The following is a 25,039-nucleotide window of genomic DNA, read 5'->3' as shown; positions in this document are numbered from 1 at the left end:
CGTTTCATAATCTCCGCCCTTGCGGAAAGACTATTCTTTTAACGCAGTACCCATTACCATGGCTCAGGAACAGAACTATCAGGTCAACTACTCCATCAACGTGGATGCCTCTCAGGGCACCAAGCAGGTTATCGCCTTCGGTGAGGCGGTAGGCAAGCTGGTACAGGCGAAAGCGTCCCTGACTCCGGCCGTCACGAACATCAAGAATATGATGGACGAGATAGACCGCGTGTTCCGCACCAAGAACGGCAAGAAACGTAATTTCGATTACCGCCTGACCATCGATACGAAAAAAAGCGAAGAGAAGCTGGAACGTATCAAGGGGTTACTCACGGATATTTCCACGCTTTCCAAAGGCATCAGCCTGACCATCAATGCCGGTCAGGCTTTGGACAGCAAGAAAATCAAGGCCAACGCCAAAAGCCTTTACGAGAAAAAGGCTGCCGAGATGCGCAAAGCGGAGATCGAAAAGAATGCCGCCTCGTCCGTTGGCACGATGGCAGACGCGCAGAAACGCATTACCAAAGCCATCGGGAAAATCAACTCCGCCCTGGTTTCCATGGAACGTGACCGGGAACTGCAAATCAAGACCGGGACGGCGGAAAACAGGTTGCAGCAGATACTTTCCCTATTGGGTCGTATCAAAAGTGCTTCTGTCATTTCTTTCAACATGCAGGGAGGCATACCATCCGAAGGACTCACACCTTCCGTTCCGGTGCCATATGCTCCGCAGGCCTTCGTAATGCCCGAAAAGGCCCGGCAAAAACTGATGGAACGGCTTTATGCAGGACAGCAGCTGCATCGCCAGAAACTGGTCCACGCGGAGGAGCTCTTTACCGCAGACCAGCGCCGTAAGGCGGCTCTGGCAGAAACCGCCGCGGCGGAAAAGCGGCGTGCCGATGAAGCGCGGGCTAAAGAACGGGAGTGCAAGAATGCCGCCCGTGCTGCGGAGAAAATACGCCGGCAGGCAGAACAGGCACGCCGTAAGGCAGAAACGGAACGTATAAAGGCCGAGCAGGCTGCAAGACGGCAGGAACAGCGCAATGCGATGCAGTCCGTCAGGCTCATGCAGCGGGAACATACTGCAGCCGGTACGCTCTACCGCAGTAAACGCCGTGCCGCCATCAACCGTATCCAGTATTCGAAAGCGCCGTCACTCAGGAACCTCCCGTTCGCTTCGATGCTCAATGCCTATATGGGTTACAGCCTGATCCGTTCGGAACTGACGAAGGCCATCGACTATTCCAACATCATGGAATCGGCACATTCCATCCTCCGTGTGGCGGACAGCGACCTCAAGACATTCGAGACCCGTTTTGACAGTATGGCCCGTCATGTCCGTAAAATCGGCATCGACACGAAATACACAGCCGTGGAGATTGCCGGTGCCGTCAAATACCTGTCGATGGCGGGCATGAATATCGAGACAATCAACAAGTCCATCCGCCCGATCACGAACCTGGCACTTATCGGTGACAACGACGTGTCGTATATCGCCGACCTGGCCACGAACATCATGGCCGGTTATGATATCCATAACGACAGCATGGACAGCGTGGCGGACATTATCTCCTCCACCATTTCCCGCTCGAATGTGAATATCGTGGAGATGGCGGAGTCATACAAGATGGCTGCCGGTTACCTGCGTATGGCGGGCGTGGACTTCACGGAAAGCAGTGCCGCCATCGGTCTTTTGGGCAATATGGGTCTGAAGGGAACGCTGGCGGGAACCTCGTTGCGTGCTCTTTCCACACGTTTTGCCAAACCTACCAAGGAGGCACAGGAAGTTCTGGACCGCCTGGGCATCCGGTTCACGGAAATGCGCGACATCGAGGGGGTGCAGGTCGAGAAACTCCGTCCTATAGCGGACATTTTCGAGGAATTGAACAAGAAGGGCGCGTCGATGGCGGATGTCCAGGCAATCTTCGGGAAAATTGGCGGTAACGCGGCGATGATGTTCCTGAAGAACTACGACAAACTACGAGAACTGACTTCATATAACCGGGGGTCCCAGGGCGTTTCCTCAGAACTGGCATTGGTAAAGCAGAATACGACCAAGGGATTGTGGGCGCAGGTGACCTCCCAGCTGACCGAAGGGTTCATGCAGGCATACGAGGTGTTGGAACCCTCTATCCGCACTGTGCTCCGCACTTTTCTGGCAAAGTTCAAGGCTCCGGAATTTACCCGTGGCCTGGTGTCCATCGGGAATGCCTTGTTGGACATCTTCACCGTGATCGGCAATATCGGCGCATGGGTGACCCGCAATTTCCATTGGATAGAACCGCTTGTCTTTACAGGCGTTGTCGCGACCCGGCTGTTCAAGGTGGCGGGAGCCCTGACGAATATCGGCATCGCCATGGGGTTTATCGGCAAACAGTCTGCGGCCACGACATCAATCAGTGCCGTGCAGGGGCTGCTGGGGGCGGGTGGTATCGGTAAGGTTTCGTTTGCCCAGAAGCGGGCCATCGTGTCGGCCATGCAGTCCGCAGGCGTGGCGGGACGGGGAGCGATGAACCGCGCCTTGATGGCCGGGGGCGGTGTCATCGGAGCCAAAGGAGTCCTGCAGTCGCTGTTTGCCACACAGGTGGCTACCGGCAGCGGACTGACCGGTGCTGCCGCCTCGTTGAGTGCCATCAGTACAGGCGCGGTTGCCGCCACGGCAGGTATAGCCGCATTGGTCGGGACTTTGGGATGGGTGGCTTACAAGACCTGGAAGATAAAGGAGGCGAAGGATGCCGTACTGGAAGAGATCGAATCGAACCGCAAGTACCGTTATCCGTCCATAGAGGCACTTTACTCCTCCCTGAGCGAGACCTATAACATGGCTGTCAAGACAAAGCGTGCCGTGGACGAGGTCGTTGCCGGCAAAAGTATCGAAGAGGCTTCGGGACATAAAATCGGAGCCTTCACATCCAACTGGTGGGCCGGGTTCTTGGGGGAATTTGCCATCGCTTCATCTGAGGGGATGGTATCGCGAGACCATGTGTATAACATGGACAAAGCCCGTCAGGATGACATAAGGGATGCGCTTGTCACCCTTGCCAAACGCGACAGCCAGACACGTATCGATGCCGCGTACGCCGAGTTCGGGAAGATGGGTACGGTATTGGAAGTGGACGCTTTCCTCAAGACGGTAAAGGAGCGTTTCGGGCAACAGGAGAAGGATCTCGACAAGTCTTTGTGGCGTATGCAGGATGGCAAGGCCGTCTATGTGAATGATATCGGGGACAGGTCGGAAGCGGTTGCCGCCCGCACATACGACTATGCCCGGTACATGAACACGCAGACCGTTCCGGAGATTGTGCGTGCCGCCACCGCTTATCGGAATGCCATATCGAGTGCCGCCAATGCGCATGAGCTGATGCGTAAGGGAGGGTTCGACTTTGACCAGTTCAGGGCCTGGGGATTCGAGCAGGACGAAAACGGGCTATGGAAACAGCGGGCACTGGGGCAGAACGCCACCGATGCGCAGCGTATAGACAACATCGCGCATCGCAAGCTGGCACATACGACACTCGTGAAGTTCTTTTCATCGCTCCGGCAGACTTTCGGAGGTTCGGCGGAGGCAGCCGAGAACATCCTCCGCGTGGCGGGCTTCACTCCCGACCAGTACGGCAACGAACCGGATTCCAACGATACACGTCCGTTTGCTGCCAACCCGATTACCAACACGCATCTGGATGACGGAGGGGCCGGCGGCAACTATTCCGGCACGGGGCGGTTGTCCTCGGCGGCACCTAAACAGGTCATCGTGAACATAGAGAGCCTGCTCAGTGTCAGGACCATCGACCTGATGAAGTCGAAGGAGGGGCAGACGGAAGAGATACAGAACCTGAAAGAACAACTGGCACAGGCGCTCATCGATGTCGTGCATGACTTCGATGCCTCCTGGAACGCATAAAATGAAAGGATTATGGGAAGACTGATACAAATCGCGGCCTCGACTTTGTTGAGCGGAGGCATACTCAACCACGGTTCGCTTGGCGGATACATCAGCAACGCCACGCGTCTGGCGTTGGGCATGGGGCTTGCCGAATTGCAGGACGGGCAGGTACATTACTTCTCCAGGCACCATGACCTGCTCAAACGGGCAGCCATACAGGTTGCCTCGCAGACGGCTTACGGGTTGCTACGTTCCTATCCCCGATACCTCAAATACTGGGAACAGCAGGTGCGGGACAAATATCTTCAGACACAGTCGCAGTCCAGCCTTGCGAACAAGACCGGACAGTACTACCAGCTCATCAGGGAACAGCAGGCGGTGGCGCAGAAGAAAAACCATATCGATTCCATCGTCGGCCGGACAGTGGCGGATTTTCTGGAACTGTCCATATCAGAGGAGGGGAAGTATTATGACAACAGCGAGTGCAAGGTTTTGCCGAACAGCCGGTATGGACTGGTGACATTCGTGGACCTGGGACCGCAGGTACAGGTCAGCAGCCGGAACAATATCCTGCTGACCCGGGTACAGGGGCGGGACTATACCCGCAAGGAATATATATCCGGGGGTGACCTCGAGATTACCATCAACGGCAAGATCACCTCCAAATACCCGGACGTGTATCCCGAGGCGGAAGTGTCCAAGTTTATCAGGCTGGTACAATACAAGGGTGTCATCGATTGCGACAACACGGTATTGCGCCAGTTCAACATTTCACGGTTGATTATACAGGGCTATACCTTACAGCCTACGGATTGCCGGAACGTGCAGCCGTATTCGCTGAACTGTGTCGCCGTGGAGCCATCGGAAGCCGTGGAACTGAAACTGGCGGAACAGGAAAAGGTGGACACGGCCATCAAGCACACGAACAAGTGGATCAAGTATGTTAAATTCGGTACGGAGGTCATCGACCCCGCCTCGTTGCTTAAACTGACACGTTTATGGGTATAGCTGCAATGGATATCCTCTGCTGTCGCATCACCATCGGGGATGCCGACCCATCCAATCCGATGAGGATACAGAACGGCGTGGAGATTACGGAAGTCCAGTCGCTCGAAATCAACGAGAGTTACAAGAAGCTGATCGGAACGGCCAAAGTGATATTCCCGAAAGGGTCGGTATGCCGCTCCACGATTATCGGGAACGTGACATTGGAGGGCAAGGACGTGTCGAGGATAACGACGGAGGTGATGCAGGACGGTGTCATCATCGAGAAACGCAGCGCGCAGCGTCTGGTTGACGAGACGACATTCAAGGTCGGACAGCGCATCAATATCAAGCTGGGCTACAACGGCGTGCTGAAAAATATGTTCGACGGATACATTACCGGATACAATTCGGACAGCACGCTGGAAATCCAGTGTGAGAATATGGCCTACAAACTCAAACTGAAACAGGCACCTCATTTCGAGACCCCGGCGAAAGGGACGACGGTGAACGAGGTGCTGGAAGGCAAGTATAATATCCTGAAAGATACCGGCTTCAGGATACACTCGGATACGAAGCGGTTTGAGATACATATCGGCAAGGTAAAGGTCACGGACAACTTCACGGTAGCGGATATCCTTTCCGAATGGTCGAAGTACAAGGTCTACTGTTTTTTAAAATACGATGCCGATGATGACGGGGCCATACCGTCCATTGCCGTCGGGCGTCCTTATTCGTCCAGCAAGGCTCAGCCGGTATTCCCGGAGGATGAATCGACAGGACCGTACAGGATATACTTCAACGAGCATGTGGCGCAGAGCAACCTGAAAGTGGTCAAGACCGATCCGAAGTTTTTGGCGGTGACGGGCAAGGCACTCGGGACGGATGAAAAATTCTTTGAGGTGACAGTACGCATGAATCCTGAATACGACCCGGCGACGCCGGGCAGCAAGGAGTTTCAGACGGTCAATGCCACGCAGATTTCAAAAAAGACGCACAAAGTAACGGGCAACACGACGGCATCAGGAGCGAAGACCAGGACCAAGGTGGATTTATCCACATATACCATCGTACCATATATGTCACCTCATGTCGGAATCAATTCCGACCGGCTTGTAGAAGAGACGACGGAATACTTTCGGAATTACAATCTGAACGGAATCACCGGCAATGTGACAGTATTCGGGGATTTCGGACTGTCTCCTGCCGTACAGGTGGAACTGATCGACTACCGTAATCCTTCCAAGAACGGCGTATACCTCGTGGAAGAGGTAACGACTACTTTCGGGGTGGGTGGATACAGGCAACAACTGAGTATTCCGTATAAAATTAGGAAATAAGATTTACCGTTATTCAACAGGAGGAATTTCTATCAATGGTTCTTCGTTTATTACCTTGATAATATTCGGAAGTTCGCTATTGTATTTATCGTCAGTAGAGCAATCAAAACCTTTTCTTCCACTAATGAAATCCGGTGTCGAAGTTTCAAAAGACCCTTTGCGTACAACCGGTATAAATTTAGTGGTTCCCTGATTGTTATATATTTCATGTGATATTATACCCCCTTCATAAGCGGCACCTCCTTTACCGGATTCAGCTTTCTCTTTATACTTTGGAGTCAGAATGCACAGAACTTTAGTTGCCTTACGGATGCTTTCAAGCATAAATTTAGGCAAGTCAGTTCCATGAGGTTGATACTGGTCTATTTGAGCATCAATCCCTCGTCTTCGCAAATCTTTGGCGAAAGTTTGAATCCAATTCATAAAGACATTGTCTTCTACCTCCCACGCATACGAAATCAACACAAACGGCTTGTTTTTATTCACAATTGGTTCTTCCGCCACTTTATTGAGAATTTCAGGCAGAGGCGTATTATCGATTGTAGGAATGTCTACATCTGCCCAAGGATTCAAAGCTTCTTGTATCGCATCTTTTGGAGTATTCATTAGCAGCAGCCTGTTTATTTTGATAGACAAATCTTTGAGGAATTTTTGTACATCATTCTCATCAAGAGCTAAAAATAAAGTCCTATACCATTTAATTCTTGATGTAAATTCTTCCTTTTCCCGCAATTCTGCCATATATTCCCCATATGTATGAGGTAACGACAATGTTGTTAAATATGGCCTGATTGTATTATAAAACAATGGTCCATCTACATACAGCGGCGCATAATCATTTTCTTTGTTCGATCCGATAATATTCCAAAGCTGTTCATATATATCTGATCTACTGGTCTCTTTTTCATAAATTGTCCGCTCAAGGGAAATTTTAGGAATAACACACTCTCCCCCATTTATAACATCGGCACCATTCTCCGTAAGAGCTATAAAATCTCTATCTTTTAAGTAGAGATAGCCATTATCAATGAGGGTATTTACCAGGAAATACAATATACCCAATTGATTACGAGTAAATTGCTTTTCAGCTGCAAATCTAAAATTTCTGAGCATGTTACCTTGCCCGGCTTTAAAGCATCTTGATTTTTGAAAGAAATCAAATATATATGTAATATAGGATTCTAAAATTTCTTGTTTCATAAGTAATATCATTGTCTTTGCAAAAGTACAAAATAATTGGCAACCAATAAACTATGCTCCTCCTATTCTTTCAAAAAACTCATGTCTTCAGACAAATCCAACCAGTTGCTTATCCGTGAGGCTATCCGCAAGATAGCCTTGGGACGGAGTATGGAGCGTATCAATCTGGCTCCCGGAGGCATGTCCGGTATCGGTACGGCCCGCATGATACACGGCTATGTCGCCAAGATACACGACAACCCCTCGGACGAGGAGTTTTCCGACTACGGCGGTACCATTGATGTCGGCGAGTACCCGGACGAGACGGCCTCCGCCGAACCTGTTATCCATAAAGGCGTGTTGCTCTCGGCCGCCACCAACAGCGAAGGCGGCTTCCTGATCGTCCCCGCACTTTTTTCCGACGTGACCATCTTCATGGATGCCGCCACCCGTTATGCCTATGTGGTTAACTTCTCCCATGTGGATATCCTGCGGCTCAATGCCCGCACGGAAACCGTCATCGGCGTGACCGAAATGGAGGAACTGGATCCGGAAAACGACTCTTCCCCGGACTACGACGAACTGGAAACCACCGGTAACGAGACCTCCACCCACTATACGCCGACGGCCGTCACAACAACCGTTAGGAATGACAAGGACAAGGAAGCGACAACCGTTATCGATGCGGAAAGCATCACGCATACGGTGGACAAGTCTGAAGTCAGACAGACAGCAGATAAAGTGGTACAAAAGGTCAATTCCACGACCGTTGCCGTTGCCGACAACAAGGTGACGCTCGGTGACGAGAATGCCACCGAGCCGCTGGTTCTGGGTAATGAGCTTGCCCGGCTGATGCTCGACTTCCTGACGGAATGTTCGAAAATCATGACTCCCACACTGATGGGCACGATGTCGCCGATCAATATGCCGAACTTCATCTCGCTGACATCACGTATCCAGAAATTTCTTTCCAAGACCAGCTATACCAAATGAGCGTACAACTGCATCCCGATATAGAAACCCTCGACAAGGAGAGCCTGTGCTATTCCATCTATGCACAGCTGTACCATAACTTTTTCAATGCCCAGCAGAAAAAGGACGACGAGCATCCTTACGGCATCGAGGAAGGCGACGAGACCAGCCTGAGACTGAAGAATACCGCTTACGGTTTTGCATCCGCCATTGCCGGAGCCGTTACGGGAGAAGGCGGTTCCGGAAGCGGTGGCTTGCTGTTGGATTACCTGAAGAAATCGGGCGGTGACATGACCGGCAAGCTCAGTGCCAATTACGGTTTCGAAGCCGGCATTGGAAACACCCGTATCCTGGAAACCTATTCGCAGGACATTACCGATCCGGAAGGTGTGGTAACTGCCATCGAGTACGGTATCAGGATTACCGGCAACCTGAAAGTCGGGGGCGACAGCCTGCATATCGGCGGCAGGCAGTTGCTCCGTTACGACGCGGACAAGGCCACCGCTACAATCAACGCTTCCCATATAGACTTTCTGGATGCGACGGTACATTCCAAAGGGGCATGGATTATCGGGGACGAGGATACAGGAATATCCATCTCCCCGACACGGCTGGCCGTGGGCGGGCAGGATGTCTATCATCGTGGCAACGCCAATACGGACACGGTGGATTGGACGATGCGGGACGGCATGGTGAGACGGAATCTGACGGTGCGAGGGAGTACGGTCATGGATGGCGGACTGAAAGCCTTGCAAGGCGTGGAACTGGGCGACAAAGGGAAATGTCTGCTTTCGTTTTCGGAAGAGGATGTCGCGCTCGGCGGGTTCCTCTCGTTCCTGGACGGATTCGGCATCCGGATCGGAGATGTTCCCGTACTGCTCTGTACCGACAAGGACAAGATACAGTTCGGGAGTATCGGCAGTGACCTTCTTTTAGGCGGCGACCATACCCCGAAGATACGCCTGTTCTCCGGCATATCGGACGTGGACGGCGAGTGTCTGATGCTTTCCCCTTACGGAAAGGCTTGTTTTCCGGGCTCGCTGACTGTCCGCCACAACTACGGCGCCGACCTGCTCTCCTCATACCGGGTAGACACTTCCGATGAAGGTATCGTTATCCACAAGCGCTTGCGGATGGGCACAGCAGAGGGATTTATGTTCACAGGCGACAGGGAGCGCGTATCGCTTTCTTCCGAGGTAATCTACGAGGAAGAGGACGTAAGGACGGCTATCCCTCACAGCACGGATTTTTCACACCGTCCGTCCGTGAGCTGTTATGCCCCGCAGAACCGTCACAGCGAATCGTTCCATATCCGCACCGATGCCGATTTCGTTACGGTCGCTGTTCCGTTGGAAGCAGCCGGGCATATCGGAATCCATGCGTCGCCCACCCGGATTACTGACAGAATCCTATACTTGACAGAGGCGTTACGCCTGCAAGCGGTGGAGGACGGTATCCGGCATTACGGAAACAGCGTCTTTACCGGGTCGCTCTCTTCGGAGTTCTTTTCCCCGGGCCTTTCCGGAAGCGGATGGGCTGTCCGCCGGAACCGGACGACAGGAGGCGTCTCCGCCACATTCGACGAGGTGGTGGCCCGCCGTAAGTTCCGCGCCTATGAGTTCGAGGTCGAAAAGACTTCGGTAACCAACGGTTCCTTCTGGATCAGCGACAGCTGTTCGGGAGACACCGTGGAAAAACTGTCATAATCCATGTCCGTATTCCGTTATCCGACATACAAGATCCGTATTGCCCCCGACTCGCAGAAGACACAGGGACTGCAAGCCGGGGATATCATCCGCAGGCAATATGCCGAACGGGAGCGTACCGTCTATTCGCTGATGTGCGTGACAGAAACCGGAACGGAGCTTGTCGGAGACAAGGACGCCCCTTATTTCATCGGGGCATTGCTGGACGGGGACGAACCGCAGGGCGGTGAACTGCTGGACTTCGTGCGGATTACCAACCTGTTCGATACGGCACGTAGCGGCGCCTTGTACCTGACGGCTTCTGACAGCGATTCACCCTATATGGATGTCATCGACGGCATGGCGACCGAACGCTCCCTGTGCTATCCCGTCATGGACGGAGGCATGGCGGGAGTGCCGGACAAGTCCAGGTACGCCGTTTATGGCAGCATGCTGCAAACGGAATATCTGGATGCCGATTCGGAAGCGACACGCATTGTCCGCATTATCCGCAACGCGGAACCGGCAGGAAACTCTTCCTTCGGGCTGATGCTGACATTGGAAGAACCGGTCGGATACCCGGAGCGCCTGCTGGTATCGTTCAAGGTCAGGTCTTCCAAAACATCAGGTTCCGTACCGATCCGATTCGGCTATACGAACCGTGAAAAGACGGATGCGGAAGATGAAATCTCCATCGGCCGGGAATGGAAGTACAAGTTATGGGTCATCACCGTGGATTACCCGGCACAGTACAGCCGGAGCCTGTTTCTTGACCTGACATCAAGCCTGGCCTCCGAGGGGGACTGGTGCGAGGTCGCCGACCTGAACATTGTTCGTCTTGCCTCCGTATCCGCTTTCAGCGAGGCGAGCAAGGCCCGTGTGGGAAAGGTCAGCGGCATCATCGATCCGGTCTTCGGCATGTTGGATGGTTACGGGGCCTATTTCCAGAATCTCTATGCCACACGCAATGTCAATATAGCCGGCACGCTTACCGCGGGAGACGAGAACGGTTTTTCAAGCACGTTTTATGTGGGCAAAATCCACAAGAATGTCATACCCGACAGCCTGTCCTGCCGGTTCAGCCATTCGGAAGAGCTGGATGAAACATCTCCCGCCGGACTCGGGCGGTGTGTACGGATAGCCGGAGACAGTCTTCTTGGTGCGCAAAGTGCCGCCTGGCGGGAGGCTCATACAGGAGTCTGTTATTGTTTCTCAGTCTGGATAAAAGCGGAAGATACGGCAGCCATCCGGTTCTATCAGGATGAACATCTTGTCGGTGATCGGACGGTGGCTGCCGGTAAAGGATGGGTCCGTTATAATGTCCCGTTCCTCATACGCGGGTCAGATTCCCCCGTCATGTGTCTCGGCATTGCCGCTTCCGTCCCCCTGTCGTTGTCCGCCCCTCAATTGGAGGCCGGAAGGAACGTGACCCCCTATCAGGCGACCGATGAAGCCTTGTCCTACACGGACGATTACGGTGCCTGGTTCAATAAGGGAGGTATCGGGGGTACCATACAGAATCCCCTGTTGCGGCTGAACGAAGACGGCTCGATCGTTTCACGGGACGGTTCTTTCGTCATCCATCCGGACGGGACGGGCCATTTCGCCTCGGGACGGTTCAAGTGGGGCAAGGATACCATCGAACTGCGCGATGTGACCATCCGCTGGGAAGACCTCGATGAGGAGGCGCAGGAACTGCTCAAGCCCCGTTCCGTCTCCCTGACAGGCGGCACGGCGTTCCATTTCAAGGACGAGCTTTCAGGCGCATGCGAGCCGGAGAATATCCCGCTTGTGGCGACCGAATACAATTTCGAGCCGGAAAGTCGGCAGTGGGAATACCTTGCCGTTGACGGCATATGGAAAGATGCCGGATGCAATGCCGCCGTATTTGAAATGACACCCCCGTTTCATGGCTGGGAAGGGCGCGACGTGCTGACCCTCCGCTACACGGCAACATACCGTAATGAAAAAATCAGTGCGACCCATACCTTTTTCAAACTTTACGACGGATCTCCCTCCTATACTGTTTATGTGGAGTCTGAAAACGGCACGACATTCCGCAACGGAATCGTCTCGACGGTACTCCGTGCCAGGGTGTACAGGGGCGGTGAAGAGATTACATCGCTCATTCCCGACGGCAATTTCCGCTGGATACGGACGAGCCGCGATACGGAGAGTGACAGGATATGGAACGCCGCACCGCGTTACGGCAGGGAGATAGAGATAACTGGCGGGGACGTGTGGTGCAAGGCCGTTTTCGACTGTGAAGTGAATATATCAACAACATTACAATAAGCATATGGCAATCAAAGTAGCACGCGGACAAGTCACCATCATCGACCAGAATGATGCTGTCTCCTTACAGGCGTTTATCGGTTCCTCGCAACCGCTGACCCAGGTATTCAACAAGGATACCGGCGCGTATGCCCCCTCGTGGGCGGCATCCCCGTACCTGATATTGACCCCTTCTCTGTTTGTCAGCGGCAAGGCGGCCGTAGACCAGATCTCATCCGTCGGCAACGCGGCGACATTGACAGCCGGTGTCAAGAGCGGTTCCGCCAAATGGTACAAGGACGGCACGGTCATAACTTCCGGACAGGACAGCTGCACGATCGGCGCCGCTTCCGCCAAATACGCCCTGACCGTCAAGGCAAACCACATGACCGTTTCCGCCCCGCAGGTACGGTATACTTTCGAGGCAATCTACATCGATGCCAACGGGCTGGAGATTCCTTTCCGTGCGGAGGTACAGTTCACCCAGCATCTGAACGCGGGGGCGATGATTGCCGCCGTGGCTTATGCCCCCGACGGCATTGTCTTCAAGAACGATGAAGTGGCTACGCTCAAGGCGCACTGCGACCTGTGGCGGGGCGCCACCATCGATACGACCAATGTGACCTATGCCTGGGGCATCAAGGACTCTGCGGTATTCGCCAACACGACCCTTACAGCCGAGGCAAAAACCGGTGCGACCACCGTTACCGTCGCTTCCGTCACCAATATGGAAGCCGGGGGTAAAATCTCTATCGGGTCCGTGCAGTACACCATATCGGCAGTAAGCGCTTCAACCAAAGTGGTAACGCTGACTTCGGCACTCACGGGAACCAGCGCTTCTGGCAGTCCGGTATCCTGTCCGTATTACAATGCAATGCTGGGGGCCGGATGGGCCTGCCTGACTTCCGCCAATCCCCGTGGAGTGACGGCAGGCTGGACCACGAACGAGATTACCATTACGGCGGATGCCGTGCTGAATTTCGAGACATTCAAATGCGCCATCAAGGATACGGATACATCAGCGGGCAACAGTTCGGCAAACAAGGTGGTCTGCGATATCATCTCGTTCACGGACATGTCGGACCCCATCACGGTGGATCTTGTCAGCCAGAAAGGGTTCACGATAAAGAACAACGGCAACGATGTCGATGCCAAGGCGGTACTGTACCGCAACGGAGAGGAACTGGATGCGAACGGCACAGCCTATACTTATACATGGAAATTGTGGAACTCGGCCGGAACATCGGTCATAAAGACCTATACGGGAAAATCCATCACCGTATCGAAAGCGGATGTGACCGGCAAGGGCGTACTCATGTGCGAGGTATCGAAATAATATAGAAACGTTATTGATTTTAATGGACGGTGACCGGTATGAATCGGTCGCCGTATTTATTGAATGGCAATATTCTTATTTGTGACGGCAACCTGCTACCATTCTTTTGGCCTATACTTTCCGTAAAGAGCATATATGGTAAAGACACTGGTCGCCCGGGGGCAGGCGACAATCCACATACAGAAAGACGGCTATACCATCAGCCAGTCGCTCGGAGAATATGTCTTCCCCGCGGATGCGGACGGGAAGATACCCTCCGCCGTATCCGTCACTTCCACCATCCAGGTAACGCTCGGGGATTCCGATTTTTACGGATTCTCCATCGGACCGGTTGTCAAACCTGCCGGGTTCTCTTCCATATCCGTCAACAACAGCAACAAGACCATTACCTATAACATTGCGGCGGGTACGGCCACGCTGGCCGACCATGGTACGGTTTCCATTCCCGTCATCATATCCGGAGCTACCTATACCCTGTCATTTGTCTGGTCGAAAGCCAAATCCGGTACGCCGGGAAAAGACGGTGCAGATGCCTCCATGCTCGACTGGGTCAAGGAGTGGAACACGGGCAAGACACTTATCAACAACAACACGGTCATTACCCCGAAACTGTTCACCGGCATCAAGAACAGCGACGGCACTGTTTCCGGTATCGCCATCGGTTCATTCCCACTTTCCGTAAAGACAGCTTCCGGAACGGTTACTGTCGAAACTGTCAACGGCATCTATGGCTTCAAGGACGGTTACAAGACCTTCTACGTGGACAACGGGGGCAACGTGCAGTTAGGCAACGGCAGCCAGTCCATCAAATACAACGCTTCCACCGGCAAAATCGAGTTCGGGGCTGATATCAGCCTGAACTGGGCCGGTGCGGCCTATATCGATAAGGACGGCATCTTTACCGGAAAACTCTCCGCCGATACCGTGAAAACGTTGCATCTCGATGCCACACAAATCACCTCGGGCACGATTTCAGCTTCTCGTATCGACGTGGCCTCCCTGAAAGCCTCGCTCATCACCGCCGGAAACATCAATGCCCTGACCCTCACGACCACCAAGGGAAGCATCGGAGGGTGGAGTATCGACAGTGACAGCATCTATCGCGGAACGAAGAAGAATGCTGCCAATACCTATACGGCGGCATCCGGATCGATGACTGTCGGATCAACGGGTATCCGTGGCTATAAATGGCGTCTTGAATCGACGGGAGCCGGTGCGGTGGCGGGCGGCAATATCGTGTGGGACGCTTCCGGAAATGTTACTTTCGCCGCTTCCGTTTCCCTTCAATGGACAGCCCCGATTGATTCCATAACCACCGCTCTGGGTGGTAACACCTACCCCAAACTGACCAAAATCACCGCGGCAGGTATTTATACCGGGAGCATTACCGCCGGTCAGATTACTGCCGGTACCATTTCCGCCGACCGTATAGCGGCGGGCAGCATCAATGCCTCCAAACTGGATACGGCCAGCGTGAAAGCCTCGCTGGTTACGGCAGGCAACATCGAAGCCCTTACGCTGAATGTCACCAAGGGCAAGATTGGAGGCTGGATGATCGGAGCGACGGCATTGAGCGGCAGCCATATCCTGCTTGACAGCGGGAACAGGCGCTTGGTGGTCTATGGATTGAACTCCAGCGCGACAGCCGGACAACGGGTACAGCTGTATTATGGCAGCGACAGTGATTTCGGGCTGTACGCGACCAACAGCGCGGGGGCATGTATCGCCCGTCTCGGTTCACAGAACAATATCGCCGGGTGGACGATAGATGTGTCTTCCATCCGGAAAGGCAACGTGGTGTTGGGCGGTGACGGTTCGATAACGAACGGTACAAAATGGAAGCTGAACAATGACGGCAGCGGTCAGATCGCTTCCGGAAACATTTCGTGGGATGCAGCCGGGAAAGTCTCGTTTTCCCCCGCTGTCTCCCTGCTGTGGAAAAACGACATAGAGGCGGCTCGGAAATCCAATTACGGCTATCCTTACTACCATAAGATTGTCATCAACGGAGAGGAAGACGTGTATTATCCTGTCATTTTCAAAGGCGGCGAGCAAACCGTCAAGCGGGATATCCTGATCCGTCGCGGTTATAGCGAGCAGGCTCCTGACAGTTGGAACACCTCCACCCATAAAGGCGGATTGATCCTGCTTGTCAAGGCCAATTTCGGCGGTTGGGGCGGTATCGCCTATTCTTGGGACATCTACGAGCTTTCCGAGATGTACTGCCGCATGTTTGCCGGGGCCGCCCTGTGCGGTAACAACTGCATGTTCGCCGTGTTCCTGCGTGGCGGCGGGACGGGCGGTGCGGTCTACCATATCTATTCCGACCAACCGATCGTCAGCAGTGCCATGAGCCCGTCCCCCATACCGGCGGCTCCCCAGATCGCCTATAACTCGGATTTGATTTTCCAGAGCGGCTCCACGAAAGCAAACGCCCCGGCTCCCCGTACACTGACCGCCTCCGTGGAGGAAGAGATACGGCGCAGGCGTTTTATCGCGTTGGCACAAGGCAGCGACAGTACCCTTGCCGCCCATCCGTTGACTTATATCGGCTCTACGGGGATTTACACCGGAACATTGACAGCGGCGCAGGTCAATGCCGTCAGCATCAACGCATCCAGCATCAAGGCCGGGACGCTTTCAGCCGACAGGATTGCTGCCGGCAGCATTCATGCTTCTAAACTGGACGCTGCCAGTCTCAAGGCTGACATTATCAATTCAGGGTATATCAATGCATTGACGTGTAATTTTATCCGGGGAAGAATCGGGGGATTCAGTATCGGCATGGATTATATCATGTCCGCGGGTCTCGGAACTCCGGGTTCTTCCCCGATACAGATACGTTCTTCCGCCAAGGGTAGCGGCAATTGGTATTCGGGCAGTTACCGGCCTTTCGGTATCACCATGACCTGGCATAACACCAACAATGCCGGACATATCGTTTTCGGGCAGGTAGCCGCTTCCGGCAGCACGGTCAAGACCAACTTCATAGGGTTGCAGATGATGTCGTGGGACGGGTACGAATATTTCTGTCTTTCCACCAACTACGCGAAAGTTGACGGAAAGGATGTCTATAACCGTATCGCCGGCTGGGCTTTTGACCATACCCACATCTGGAAGAATAATATTTCACTGGGGGCTGACGGTTCGATAACGAACGGGGCAAAATGGAAACTGAACAACGACGGCAGTGGGCAGATTGCGGGAGGTAATATCTCATGGAACGCTTCCGGTTCCGTTATTTTCGCCTCTTCCGTGTCCGCCCAATGGACGACCGGAATCACGACCGCCCAAGAACTTGCCTCGGCCATGGCGTTCGGCAAGATGCTTTACCGTGACCCCACTTTCTGGAAAGGGAACAACGGCACTGCCGTCTACAACAATTCCGGTAACGGCATGGTGACGATTACCCGGGAGCAGGACACGGCCGCCCCCAATGACAGCAAGTACGTACTGAAGATACAGACCAAGGGTACGGCCAGCCCCGGCAACGGGGGATTCTATTTCGGAACGACTTGCAGCTCGCGCAAGGTACTGGTCGCCCGTATCATCGCCAAGATACCGGCCGGACGCAACATCTGTTGGGCGACCAACAGCATCGGCACAGGCGGCTCAAGCCGCTGGCTCACCCCCACGGCCGGTACGGGAGACTGGAAGGAGTACATCTACAAGGTCGTCTGCGGGACCTCGAATTTCTCCAGCACCCATTACTTCTATATCGACGGGGCACAGGGAACGGCTTCCACCCCGCTGACCTGGTATGTGGCCTATGCAACGGTCTTTGACCTGACATCGACGGAAAAATATACCACCACCATTGACGCTAATGGGGTATACACCGGTACCGTGAAGGCGAACCAGATAATCGTGGACAGTGCGTTGGTGGTTGGCGGAAGTTCCTATAACGGAAGTGTCTCCGTCAGGGATGCGAACAACGCTGTCAAAGTGACCCTTGACAGGACAGGCATCACGGCCGTGGCCGGTAAGATCGGCGGATGGGCAATCGGAACAAGCTCGCTTACGGCATCCGCTCCAAGTTCCGGACACCGCATTGTCATCAGTGCATCCGGCTATATCTATCATGACAATCCTTCCTCGGGAAAAGATTACTGGGGTCTGAAGACTGACGGTTCCGCCACGTTCGGATGCGGGAAGATCTCGTTTGCAGCTGACGGTTCCGGGTATCTTGCCAACCAGAATATCAAGTGGGACGCCGGCGGTAACGTGACCATGACCGGAACGATCAATGCCAACGCCGGGACCATCGGGGGCTTTTCCATCGGTCAGGGACGTATCGGCTCTACCGCTTCGGGTAGCGGTTCCGGGGGTGGACTGGCCATTTACAATGACCTGTTCCGCGTGGGAAACACCACCTCCTATGTCCTTTTCGGGGCGAACACGTTTCCGGCATCCACAGGTGGTACATGCGCCACCGGCAGAATCGTGAACAACAAGTATAATTCATACCTGAACAACTACGGGCTGTATATCGAGGTAAAGAATGGATACAGGAATTATGGTGTGTGGTCCAACGCGGCATTGGTCGGTCCTGCCGCCATAGGCATCAAGATGAAGACCGTATATTTTACGGGCTCCGGGTATTCCATTGACTTCTCCGCCGCCAACATCTTCTGCATCTATGCCAATGCCACCTATAATGTCAGCCTCCCCAGTGCATCGTCAGTCGCGAGCATGTTCGGGTATTCGAGCCTTCCATCGGATTTCGCTTACGTGTTCACGTTGTTCTACAGTTATAACTGGGGTGGACACGTGAATATCATGAATGTGAGGAACCAGAACGGGGGCACGACAAACTACGGTATGGAGAGAGGGGATTCACTGACCCTTCTTTGCTGCAACTACCCGTCATTCCACTATCAGGCATTAAATTACAACAGCTAGTAACCGGAATCCATAGCCTTGCCCTATACTTATTAAAAAGCCAAAGCGTATGAACATTACCAACATCACTGTCACCAAGACCGCTGAAGAAAAAACGGAGAACGCCTCCTATGTATTGGAGTATTCTATTGTCAATGACGAGCTGAACCGTCTTCATGTTTCCGTGAATGAGAAGGAAGCCGATACGGAAGGGAACATACCCCCCGTCGGGATTATCTACATGGAACAGGGGAACATCTCCTGTAATCTTCCCGCTGGAAGGGAACTGGGTCCCATATTCCGGGATTTCGACAAGATGCAGCAATATATCCGTGAAAGTATCAATCCTAAAAAAGAATCATAATGGAACTGAGTGTCAAGGACCGCCTTTACCTGCCGACCTTCCTGCCGGCACGTGGCAACTTTAAGGAATTCAACCTCAAAAAGGAAATCCTGCGTAAAATCGCCATCGGTGACGAGGAACGTAAAGCCATCAACCTTCGTGAAAATGCGGAAGACAAGCGTATCGAGTGGGACGTGGAGAAAGAGCATCCCTTGGAGGTAGAGTTCTCCGCCGACGAGATGGCCTACCTGCAAGCCGCCTGCGAGAAGATCTCGGACGAGGAACTGCCCGACGATATGTGGGGCACCGTGGAGGCGATTTATAACGAAATCTCCAACGCATAAACCGAAATTTCTGTCTGCCGCTACTCTTTACACAAAGAGTACCCCGGTCGTACTCTTGGGTGCGGCCGGGATTTTTATATCAACACCATGGCCAGAGAGGATATCATAATGGATGCCGAATACGGGGAAGTGGAAATGTCCGGACGGGTTGCCGGAAAGACTTTCCATAACTTCCGCCTGCTTGACAGCGTGGAAGATGCCGACAATGCGGACTTCCGCCACGGGGAGATAACCGTACCGGCGGACTTCCTCTCATCGTATAGCGATGCAAAAGGTATTCATATCCGTATTCCCTATACGCCCGACAACCGGTTATTGACGGTACGGATTGCCATGGAAAGCGGGTCCGGCGGCGTGGAATATGTGCGTTGCGCAGCCACCAGCAAATGCTGGTTTCCTGTCATGCAGGAATATGGTGACGGGACGAGGCAGGCGGTGACCCTGCCTTCGCTCTATGCCTTGAATGAAGACGGCCTCTATAACCTGCTGATCAGGGAAGACTGCCTGGTTGTCTACAGCGGCGAGGAGACGGACTTCGGGATCGGAGCCTCCAAGATGCAGAACGGGACATTCCTGCTCAAGGCCGTGGCCGGCAATCTCTACCAGCATCCGACTACCGGTGTGGGGCTGATAGACTTCCTGCACTCCAACATGGAGAACAACGGTCTGGCTGCCAAACTGCAGGCGGAGTTTGGTGCGGACAAGGTCGTCATCAAGAACGCCTATATAGACTCGGCAACGGGAGAACTGTTGCTGGAAACCGAGGAGAAGGAGGACAACCATGGGTAATTACCGAGTCATCACCGGACAAAATATCTATGATGTCGCCCTGCATCTGTACGGGAGCATCGAAGGGATTGTGGACCTGCTTATCAACAATCCGGGTCTTTCACTGGAAACGGAACTCCGCACCGGGCAGGAATTGACCTATACCGACGGATTCATCATCAATGCCGATGTGGTCGCCTATAACGAGATGCACGGCATTGTACCCTCCAACGGTGAACGACATGTCTATCCCAAACATTTCACTTGCCCGCAGACGGCCGTTTTTTCGTTGTCAGCGGCACTTGTGTCCGTGCAGTGCGAGGTTTCCGGAACGGGAACGTTGGAAATCGACTGGGGCGATGATAGTGCAGCGGAAACCGTCATTCTCGGCCATATACCGTACACGCTACACCATACGTTCGACAGCCGTGTGCGCCACAAGCGCAAAATCCGATGGTTTGCCGATGCCTCGTTCCGCCATATCGACTGGAGCGGCATGACCCCTTCGTCCGTCATCCTTCTCCGTGAGCTGCATGTGGAAGAACTGACGCTCCGGGGGTGCACGCTTGCACTGGACGGTTTCCGGATTTTGTCGGGCACTTACCGGATAGACCTGTCCGGAAGCATGGTATCCGACCTCTTGCCGCTCATCGAATGCCGTGGTCTGATGGAACTCGACCTGTCGGAGGTGCGAATCAAACCGACCGTATTGGACAAATACCTGATGGCTATCGTGGAATGCTACGGCAACCGGCGTAACTGCCGGATGACACTGCCTGTTTCCCCGACGGGGACTTACAGGGAGCCGGACCGGGACGAAACGACCGGACGCTACCGTATCATATCGGGTATGGAGGCCATATGGGTCATCCTGCATGAGGAGAGCTGGAACGAGGGCGGAGCCTGGGAGTTTATCATCGACAATAAAACTTATACAGTGGAATGAGCCGTACGATCAAGGAAATATACAACGAGGCCGTTGCGGAACGCAACCGGAGGCTGGAGCTGGCAGAGTTTGCCAGCGACTCCAAACTGTCCGTCATGAACGGCATCCTGTGGGTAGTGGCGGCAGCCATATACAGTTTCGAGACCCTGCTGGATGTCTTCGCGGTGGATATTTCCGAAGCCATCAACGGGCGTATCAACGGTACGCCTGCCTATTATGCCAACGCCCTGCTGCAGTACCAGCAGGGAGACGAACTGACGGTGCGGGAAGACGGGCTGGCGTTCGGCTATCCGAATGTCGACGAAACCAAACGCATCATCACACAGGTATCGTATGTGGAGAGTACCGATGACCGGAACCTGGACAGCAAGCTGATCCTGAAAGTAGCTACCGGCACGAAAGGCAACCTTTCCGCCATACCGCCTGAAGACCTGGTACCCATCAATGCCTATATCGGCAAGTTGAAGTTTGCCGGAACACGGGTGGAGGTCATCTCCACCAAGGGCGATGTGCTGATACCGCGCCTGACGGTCTTCCATGACGGGGCCGTACCTGAATCCGAGGTATATGACGCCATCGAGGAGCAGCTGAACGCCTATATGATGGAAATCGACTTCGATGCCGCCGTCTATGTCTCCCGTCTGACGGATGCCGTACGTCGTGCGGAACATGTGACCGATGTCCATATTGACGAGAATGCGGTACCCGAACAGGGAATCTTCATAGCCAGCCACGATACCGACGGCCATATCCGGCCCCCGCAGCGTGTCGCCCGCATGACCCATACCGCATCGGGATACCTGAAAGAATCATCCGGCAAGGACGAGGAGGCCGGCCTGCCCAACTTCCGTGAGGCCATCATCCTGAAAATAGAAAACCATGAGGTATAAGTTATCCATAGACCGCACCGTAAACCGCCTTGTCCCGCACTATCTGTCGGGACGGAAATTCATCCTGTTCGTGCAGAGCTGCCTCTACCCGCTGCAACGCACCAACGAGTGGTTCCGCAGTTTCACGAGGGAACGGCACATCGAGGCGCGCATGACCTCACAGGTCATCTATTTCGAGTGGTTCCTGAACTACCGGTTCGGTAAATACATCAAGGACGGCAAGGACCGCATCTTCATCAAGGACAGCACGAGTGTCGGTGTGGACCTGTACCACGAAGGGGCGGAATACCAGCGTCCTTTCACCGTATGGTACAACGGGGAACAGGTTACAACGGACAATGAGGCGGAACGCCCCCGTCCGTTCTACCTGCTGGCGGAAGAGAAGCTGATCAACAAGGTCAGCTTCATGGTCTGCGTCCCGCCCGTCACCATACCTCCGCGGGAACTGGTCTATATGCTTTCCTATGTGGTGAACACCTATAAGACAGCAGGCAAGACCTACCTGATCAAGATCGACGAAGACGAATACACCCCCAATAAGAATACAGGACAATGAAAGAATATATTGCGGAAACCGGCGGACGGTATACCTACTCGGACGATATCCTGAACTTGCAGGAACTGGCTCTCAGCATGAGTGCCGTTTTTGACGGCTGCTCGGACTTCATCATCTCCGGATGCGAGATCGAGGGTCCCCGCGTCTCCCCGGGTTATGTCTGGCTCGGCGGAAAGGTACGCCGTTTCGACGGCTGCGCCGATGCTGTCTATCCCTATTATATATACGAAATCAACCGGCATGAATCGGTGGTCTACGCCAATGAGGTCAACAAGCGCGGGCGTACCTGTTATCTCTGTGCCGGAGCCAAGGCTGTCCCGGATACGGTCGATCCGGTTACTGACAAACTGCCGGCGGCCATCGAGGTGACGGAGAGCTATGCACCCCGGTTCATCGACAAGTTCTTCGGCCGCTATGCTGTCCTGCTCGATACACCTTTTGCCCGGCAGACCGTCAAGAAGGATCTGGTGCTGGCCGGAACGTTCACCGGGCAGAAAGAAATCAGCTCCAAGACCGCCGTCTCCGTCAGCGGCGGGAACGGCTACATGCTCAAAGGCATCGTCAAGGCGGACGGCCATGCCGCCATCGGTGCCTACCTGCACGGTCTGCTTGTCAACGAGATTGTCATCCGGACGGACGGCACGTTCAGTTTCATGAAACAAGGCAAGGAACTGGCCAGGGTTACGGAAGACGGCATATCCTGCGGTACTTCGCTGAATGAAAACGCCCGGATCGGGGCTGTCCGCATCAAGGGATACGACATCTATAACACCTCGGATGTGACGGATGAGGGTTGTATCCGTATCAATTACCACGGCACGGAGGGCGGCGGAACAAAATACCGTGACTTTGCCGTGCATGACGGAAAAGCCTGCACCACACCTGTTTTGAAAGTCATCGGGCGTACCGCCACCCTGCAGGTCGGCGGACTGCTCTCCCTGCAAAGCACCGGACGGGGTATCGATATTCAGAATACCGCCTATACGAAAGACAATGCCAGGCTGACAAACCTGATTACCTGGCGCGACAGTGCCGCCGCGCTGCTCGCCACCGTCGGCTTCGACACCGCTGACAGTTTCCGTTTTGCGCTGAGGAACGCTCTGGGCGACATCGTGCTTGCCCCTTTGGGAGCGGTGGATGTGCTCGGTACGCTTAAAATCAACGGAAAATCCGTGTCCGACACCTATGTGACCGTCAGGGCCTTTACGGAGGCGATGGGAAAGAAAGTGGATGTGGTAGAAGGCAAACAGCTCTCTACCGAAGACTTCACGACCGAATACAGGAAGAAACTGGCGGCTATCACTACCGGAGAACTGACGGAGGGCGGCGAAGGTTATGTCACATCGGGAACCGTCGCGGCGGCTTTGAAAATGAAACTCTCCGCCGACGGGAACCTTTCCGATGTCATGGACAAGGCTGCCGCCCGGAAGAATATCGATGTCTATTCCAAAGCGGAAGCCGGGGAGGTATTTCTGGAAATCTCCGAAGGATTGAAGGAGCTGGTGCGCCTGACGGCGGACGAGATCAGCGGGCTGACGGCAGAGGAAGCCGCCGAACTGAAAGCAAAGCGGCAGGCGGCCGTCAGGGATACCCTCGATGCCGAAAAGAAAGGTACCGGGGAGCTGAAACTGGCCAAGACCTCGAACCTGTCCGACCTTCCGGACAAGGGCAAGGCACGCAAGAACCTCGAAGTCTATTCCACGGCCGAGATAGACCGGATGATGGACGGCAAGCTCGGGACTGACTCCGCTTACGAGGGCATTGTCTTCACACCCGAACTCAGGGACAAACTGCTGGAAATCAAGACCGGTTCGTTCGCCTACATAGATGAAGGCGGCATTTCGCACGCGCAGGTCGAGGGATACGTGATGACCTCGCAGGTTGTCAGGGAACTCAAGAAAAAGGCGGAGCGGCTGATGGGCGGCTACAACGCTTCCGAAAAGGATACCATCGCCACCAACCTGAACCTGTATACCAAGGCCGGGGCGGACGCCCGCTTCGCCGCGCTTGAAAACCTGTTCCAGGATTACATCGACTTTTTGACCGGGCAAGGAAAATCCCCCATGGAAGCCCGGCAGCTCCTGCGGAACAAGTTGGACGTGCTGTCCAAAGACGAAATCGTCAAGGACTACCTGCGCAAGGACGGCAAACTTTCCGACCTGTCCTTGCCGACAGCGGAGGCGAAACGGCAGGCCTGCCGCGCTATCGGAGCCGCCTATGCGGAAGAATACCAGCCCCTGCTGGCGGATACGGGATGGATGCACATGGAGAACAGCGGCTCGGGAACAGATACCCAGGGGCTGTTTATCCGCCAGATCGGGAATATCGTGTCCATACAGGGGTATATCAATACCGCACGCAGGGACGGCAGCAACTGGGGCGGCATCGTTGCCGTCATCCCGAACAAGATACAGCCCCCGAGATACAGCGTGCGCTGCAGCGCCGCTGACTGGAACGATGACCACAAGTACAACCGGGGCTCCTCGTTCACCATCTACGGCGGTTCGCGCAGGATACAGCTTTACGAGCGCGGTATGTACAATGTCAATGTAGAACTCAACTTCACCTATTTTGTATAGTCATGAAACATAAACTCAATGTAAACGGCGATATTGAAAGCCGCCGGAGGATTGCGGAGCGCAGGAACGTTCCCGTCCG

At 54.1% G+C, this 25,039-nt stretch carries 16 protein-coding genes; 15 read left to right on the top strand and 1 reads right to left on the bottom strand.

Annotated elements, in window-relative coordinates:
* Nucleotides 1–58 precede the first annotated feature (58 nt).
* The 3 genes from C233_RS0100895 to C233_RS0100885 are packed head-to-tail and all read left to right on the top strand — an operon-like array spanning nucleotide 59 to nucleotide 6,207.
* The gene (locus C233_RS0100895; protein WP_004293596.1) at nucleotides 59–3,901 is read left to right on the top strand and encodes a phage tail tape measure protein; all 3,843 of its coding nucleotides are present in this window, start codon (nucleotides 59–61) and stop codon (nucleotides 3,899–3,901) included.
* Nucleotides 3,902–3,913: 12 nt separating this feature from the next.
* Entirely contained in the window at nucleotides 3,914–4,891 is a 978-nt protein-coding gene (locus C233_RS0100890; RefSeq protein ID WP_004293595.1) for a DUF6046 domain-containing protein, read from the top strand.
* Nucleotides 4,882–6,207 carry a hypothetical protein gene (locus C233_RS0100885; RefSeq protein ID WP_004293594.1) on the top strand — a complete coding sequence of 442 codons (1,326 nt, stop codon included), beginning with the start codon at nucleotides 4,882–4,884 and terminating at the stop codon, nucleotides 6,205–6,207. The genes C233_RS0100890 and C233_RS0100885 overlap by 10 nt, the downstream gene beginning before the upstream one ends.
* Nucleotides 6,208–6,216: 9 nt before the next feature.
* Here C233_RS0100885 and C233_RS0100880 read toward each other — a convergent pair whose 3' ends face one another.
* Nucleotides 6,217–7,407, bottom strand: coding sequence for a toll/interleukin-1 receptor domain-containing protein (locus tag C233_RS0100880; protein WP_224200102.1), 1,191 nt, complete (start codon nucleotides 7,405–7,407; stop codon nucleotides 6,217–6,219).
* A gap of 81 nt (nucleotides 7,408–7,488) precedes the next feature.
* Between C233_RS0100880 and C233_RS0100875 the strand changes: the two genes are divergently transcribed.
* The 12 genes from C233_RS0100875 to C233_RS0100820 all read left to right on the top strand — a co-directional run bounded on the left by C233_RS0100875 (nucleotide 7,489) and on the right by C233_RS0100820 (nucleotide 24,960).
* On the top strand, nucleotides 7,489–8,379 hold the full coding sequence (locus C233_RS0100875; protein ID WP_004293592.1) for a hypothetical protein: 891 nt from the start codon (nucleotides 7,489–7,491) through the stop codon (nucleotides 8,377–8,379).
* Nucleotides 8,376–10,064 carry a hypothetical protein gene (locus tag C233_RS0100870; RefSeq protein WP_018665663.1) on the top strand — a complete coding sequence of 563 codons (1,689 nt, stop codon included), beginning with the start codon at nucleotides 8,376–8,378 and terminating at the stop codon, nucleotides 10,062–10,064. Before C233_RS0100875 ends, C233_RS0100870 begins: the two co-directional genes overlap by 4 nt.
* A 3-nt stretch (nucleotides 10,065–10,067) precedes the next feature.
* Nucleotides 10,068–12,338 carry a hypothetical protein gene (locus C233_RS0100865; protein WP_018665662.1) on the top strand — a complete coding sequence of 757 codons (2,271 nt, stop codon included), beginning with the start codon at nucleotides 10,068–10,070 and terminating at the stop codon, nucleotides 12,336–12,338.
* Nucleotides 12,339–12,342: 4 nt separating this feature from the next.
* Nucleotides 12,343–13,653, top strand: a complete 1,311-nt coding sequence (locus tag C233_RS0100860; RefSeq protein WP_018665661.1) for a hypothetical protein — start codon at nucleotides 12,343–12,345, stop codon at nucleotides 13,651–13,653.
* Between the two features lie 135 nt (nucleotides 13,654–13,788).
* Complete coding sequence (locus C233_RS0100855; protein WP_018665660.1) at nucleotides 13,789–18,555, top strand: hypothetical protein; 4,767 nt, start codon at nucleotides 13,789–13,791, stop codon at nucleotides 18,553–18,555.
* A gap of 49 nt (nucleotides 18,556–18,604) precedes the next feature.
* Nucleotides 18,605–18,898 (top strand): hypothetical protein, encoded by a 294-nt coding sequence (locus C233_RS0100850; protein WP_018665659.1) that lies wholly within the window; start codon nucleotides 18,605–18,607, stop codon nucleotides 18,896–18,898.
* Entirely contained in the window at nucleotides 18,898–19,221 is a 324-nt protein-coding gene (locus tag C233_RS0100845) for a hypothetical protein (RefSeq protein WP_018665658.1), read from the top strand. Before C233_RS0100850 ends, C233_RS0100845 begins: the two co-directional genes overlap by 1 nt.
* Nucleotides 19,222–19,329: 108 nt before the next feature.
* Nucleotides 19,330–20,010: a hypothetical protein gene (locus C233_RS0100840; protein ID WP_026314685.1), complete on the top strand. Its 681-nt coding sequence runs from the start codon at nucleotides 19,330–19,332 to the stop codon at nucleotides 20,008–20,010.
* Nucleotides 20,003–20,935 (top strand): hypothetical protein, encoded by a 933-nt coding sequence (locus C233_RS0100835; RefSeq protein ID WP_018665656.1) that lies wholly within the window; start codon nucleotides 20,003–20,005, stop codon nucleotides 20,933–20,935. Before C233_RS0100840 ends, C233_RS0100835 begins: the two co-directional genes overlap by 8 nt.
* Nucleotides 20,932–21,825, top strand: a complete 894-nt coding sequence (locus C233_RS0100830; RefSeq protein ID WP_008860780.1) for a hypothetical protein — start codon at nucleotides 20,932–20,934, stop codon at nucleotides 21,823–21,825. Before C233_RS0100835 ends, C233_RS0100830 begins: the two co-directional genes overlap by 4 nt.
* Nucleotides 21,815–22,381, top strand: coding sequence for a hypothetical protein (locus tag C233_RS0100825; RefSeq protein ID WP_008860779.1), 567 nt, complete (start codon nucleotides 21,815–21,817; stop codon nucleotides 22,379–22,381). Before C233_RS0100830 ends, C233_RS0100825 begins: the two co-directional genes overlap by 11 nt.
* The gene (locus tag C233_RS0100820; protein WP_004293569.1) at nucleotides 22,378–24,960 is read left to right on the top strand and encodes a hypothetical protein; all 2,583 of its coding nucleotides are present in this window, start codon (nucleotides 22,378–22,380) and stop codon (nucleotides 24,958–24,960) included. Before C233_RS0100825 ends, C233_RS0100820 begins: the two co-directional genes overlap by 4 nt.
* The last annotated feature ends 79 nt before the right edge of the window (nucleotides 24,961–25,039 follow it).

The sequence above is a fragment of the Bacteroides gallinarum DSM 18171 = JCM 13658 genome (genome assembly GCF_000374365.1).
Taxonomy (GTDB): domain Bacteria; phylum Bacteroidota; class Bacteroidia; order Bacteroidales; family Bacteroidaceae; genus Bacteroides; species Bacteroides gallinarum.
The sequence above is the reverse complement of the archived record's forward strand: the minus strand, read 5'-3'. Positions and strand labels throughout refer to the sequence as shown.

Excerpts from the sequence above, each read along its gene's own strand:
- C233_RS0100895 (WP_004293596.1), top strand. The coding sequence starts at position 59 with ATGGCTCAGGAACAGAACTATCAGGTCAACTACTCCATCAACGTGGAT.
- C233_RS0100890 (WP_004293595.1), top strand. The coding sequence starts at position 3,914 with ATGGGAAGACTGATACAAATCGCGGCCTCGACTTTGTTGAGCGGAGGC.
- C233_RS0100885 (WP_004293594.1), top strand. The coding sequence starts at position 4,882 with ATGGGTATAGCTGCAATGGATATCCTCTGCTGTCGCATCACCATCGGG.
- C233_RS0100880 (WP_224200102.1), bottom strand. The coding sequence starts at position 7,407 with ATGAAACAAGAAATTTTAGAATCCTATATTACATATATATTTGATTTC.
- C233_RS0100875 (WP_004293592.1), top strand. The coding sequence starts at position 7,489 with ATGTCTTCAGACAAATCCAACCAGTTGCTTATCCGTGAGGCTATCCGC.
- C233_RS0100870 (WP_018665663.1), top strand. The coding sequence starts at position 8,376 with ATGAGCGTACAACTGCATCCCGATATAGAAACCCTCGACAAGGAGAGC.
- C233_RS0100865 (WP_018665662.1), top strand. The coding sequence starts at position 10,068 with ATGTCCGTATTCCGTTATCCGACATACAAGATCCGTATTGCCCCCGAC.
- C233_RS0100860 (WP_018665661.1), top strand. The coding sequence starts at position 12,343 with ATGGCAATCAAAGTAGCACGCGGACAAGTCACCATCATCGACCAGAAT.
- C233_RS0100855 (WP_018665660.1), top strand. The coding sequence starts at position 13,789 with ATGGTAAAGACACTGGTCGCCCGGGGGCAGGCGACAATCCACATACAG.
- C233_RS0100850 (WP_018665659.1), top strand. The coding sequence starts at position 18,605 with ATGAACATTACCAACATCACTGTCACCAAGACCGCTGAAGAAAAAACG.
- C233_RS0100845 (WP_018665658.1), top strand. The coding sequence starts at position 18,898 with ATGGAACTGAGTGTCAAGGACCGCCTTTACCTGCCGACCTTCCTGCCG.
- C233_RS0100840 (WP_026314685.1), top strand. The coding sequence starts at position 19,330 with ATGGATGCCGAATACGGGGAAGTGGAAATGTCCGGACGGGTTGCCGGA.
- C233_RS0100835 (WP_018665656.1), top strand. The coding sequence starts at position 20,003 with ATGGGTAATTACCGAGTCATCACCGGACAAAATATCTATGATGTCGCC.
- C233_RS0100830 (WP_008860780.1), top strand. The coding sequence starts at position 20,932 with ATGAGCCGTACGATCAAGGAAATATACAACGAGGCCGTTGCGGAACGC.
- C233_RS0100825 (WP_008860779.1), top strand. The coding sequence starts at position 21,815 with ATGAGGTATAAGTTATCCATAGACCGCACCGTAAACCGCCTTGTCCCG.
- C233_RS0100820 (WP_004293569.1), top strand. The coding sequence starts at position 22,378 with ATGAAAGAATATATTGCGGAAACCGGCGGACGGTATACCTACTCGGAC.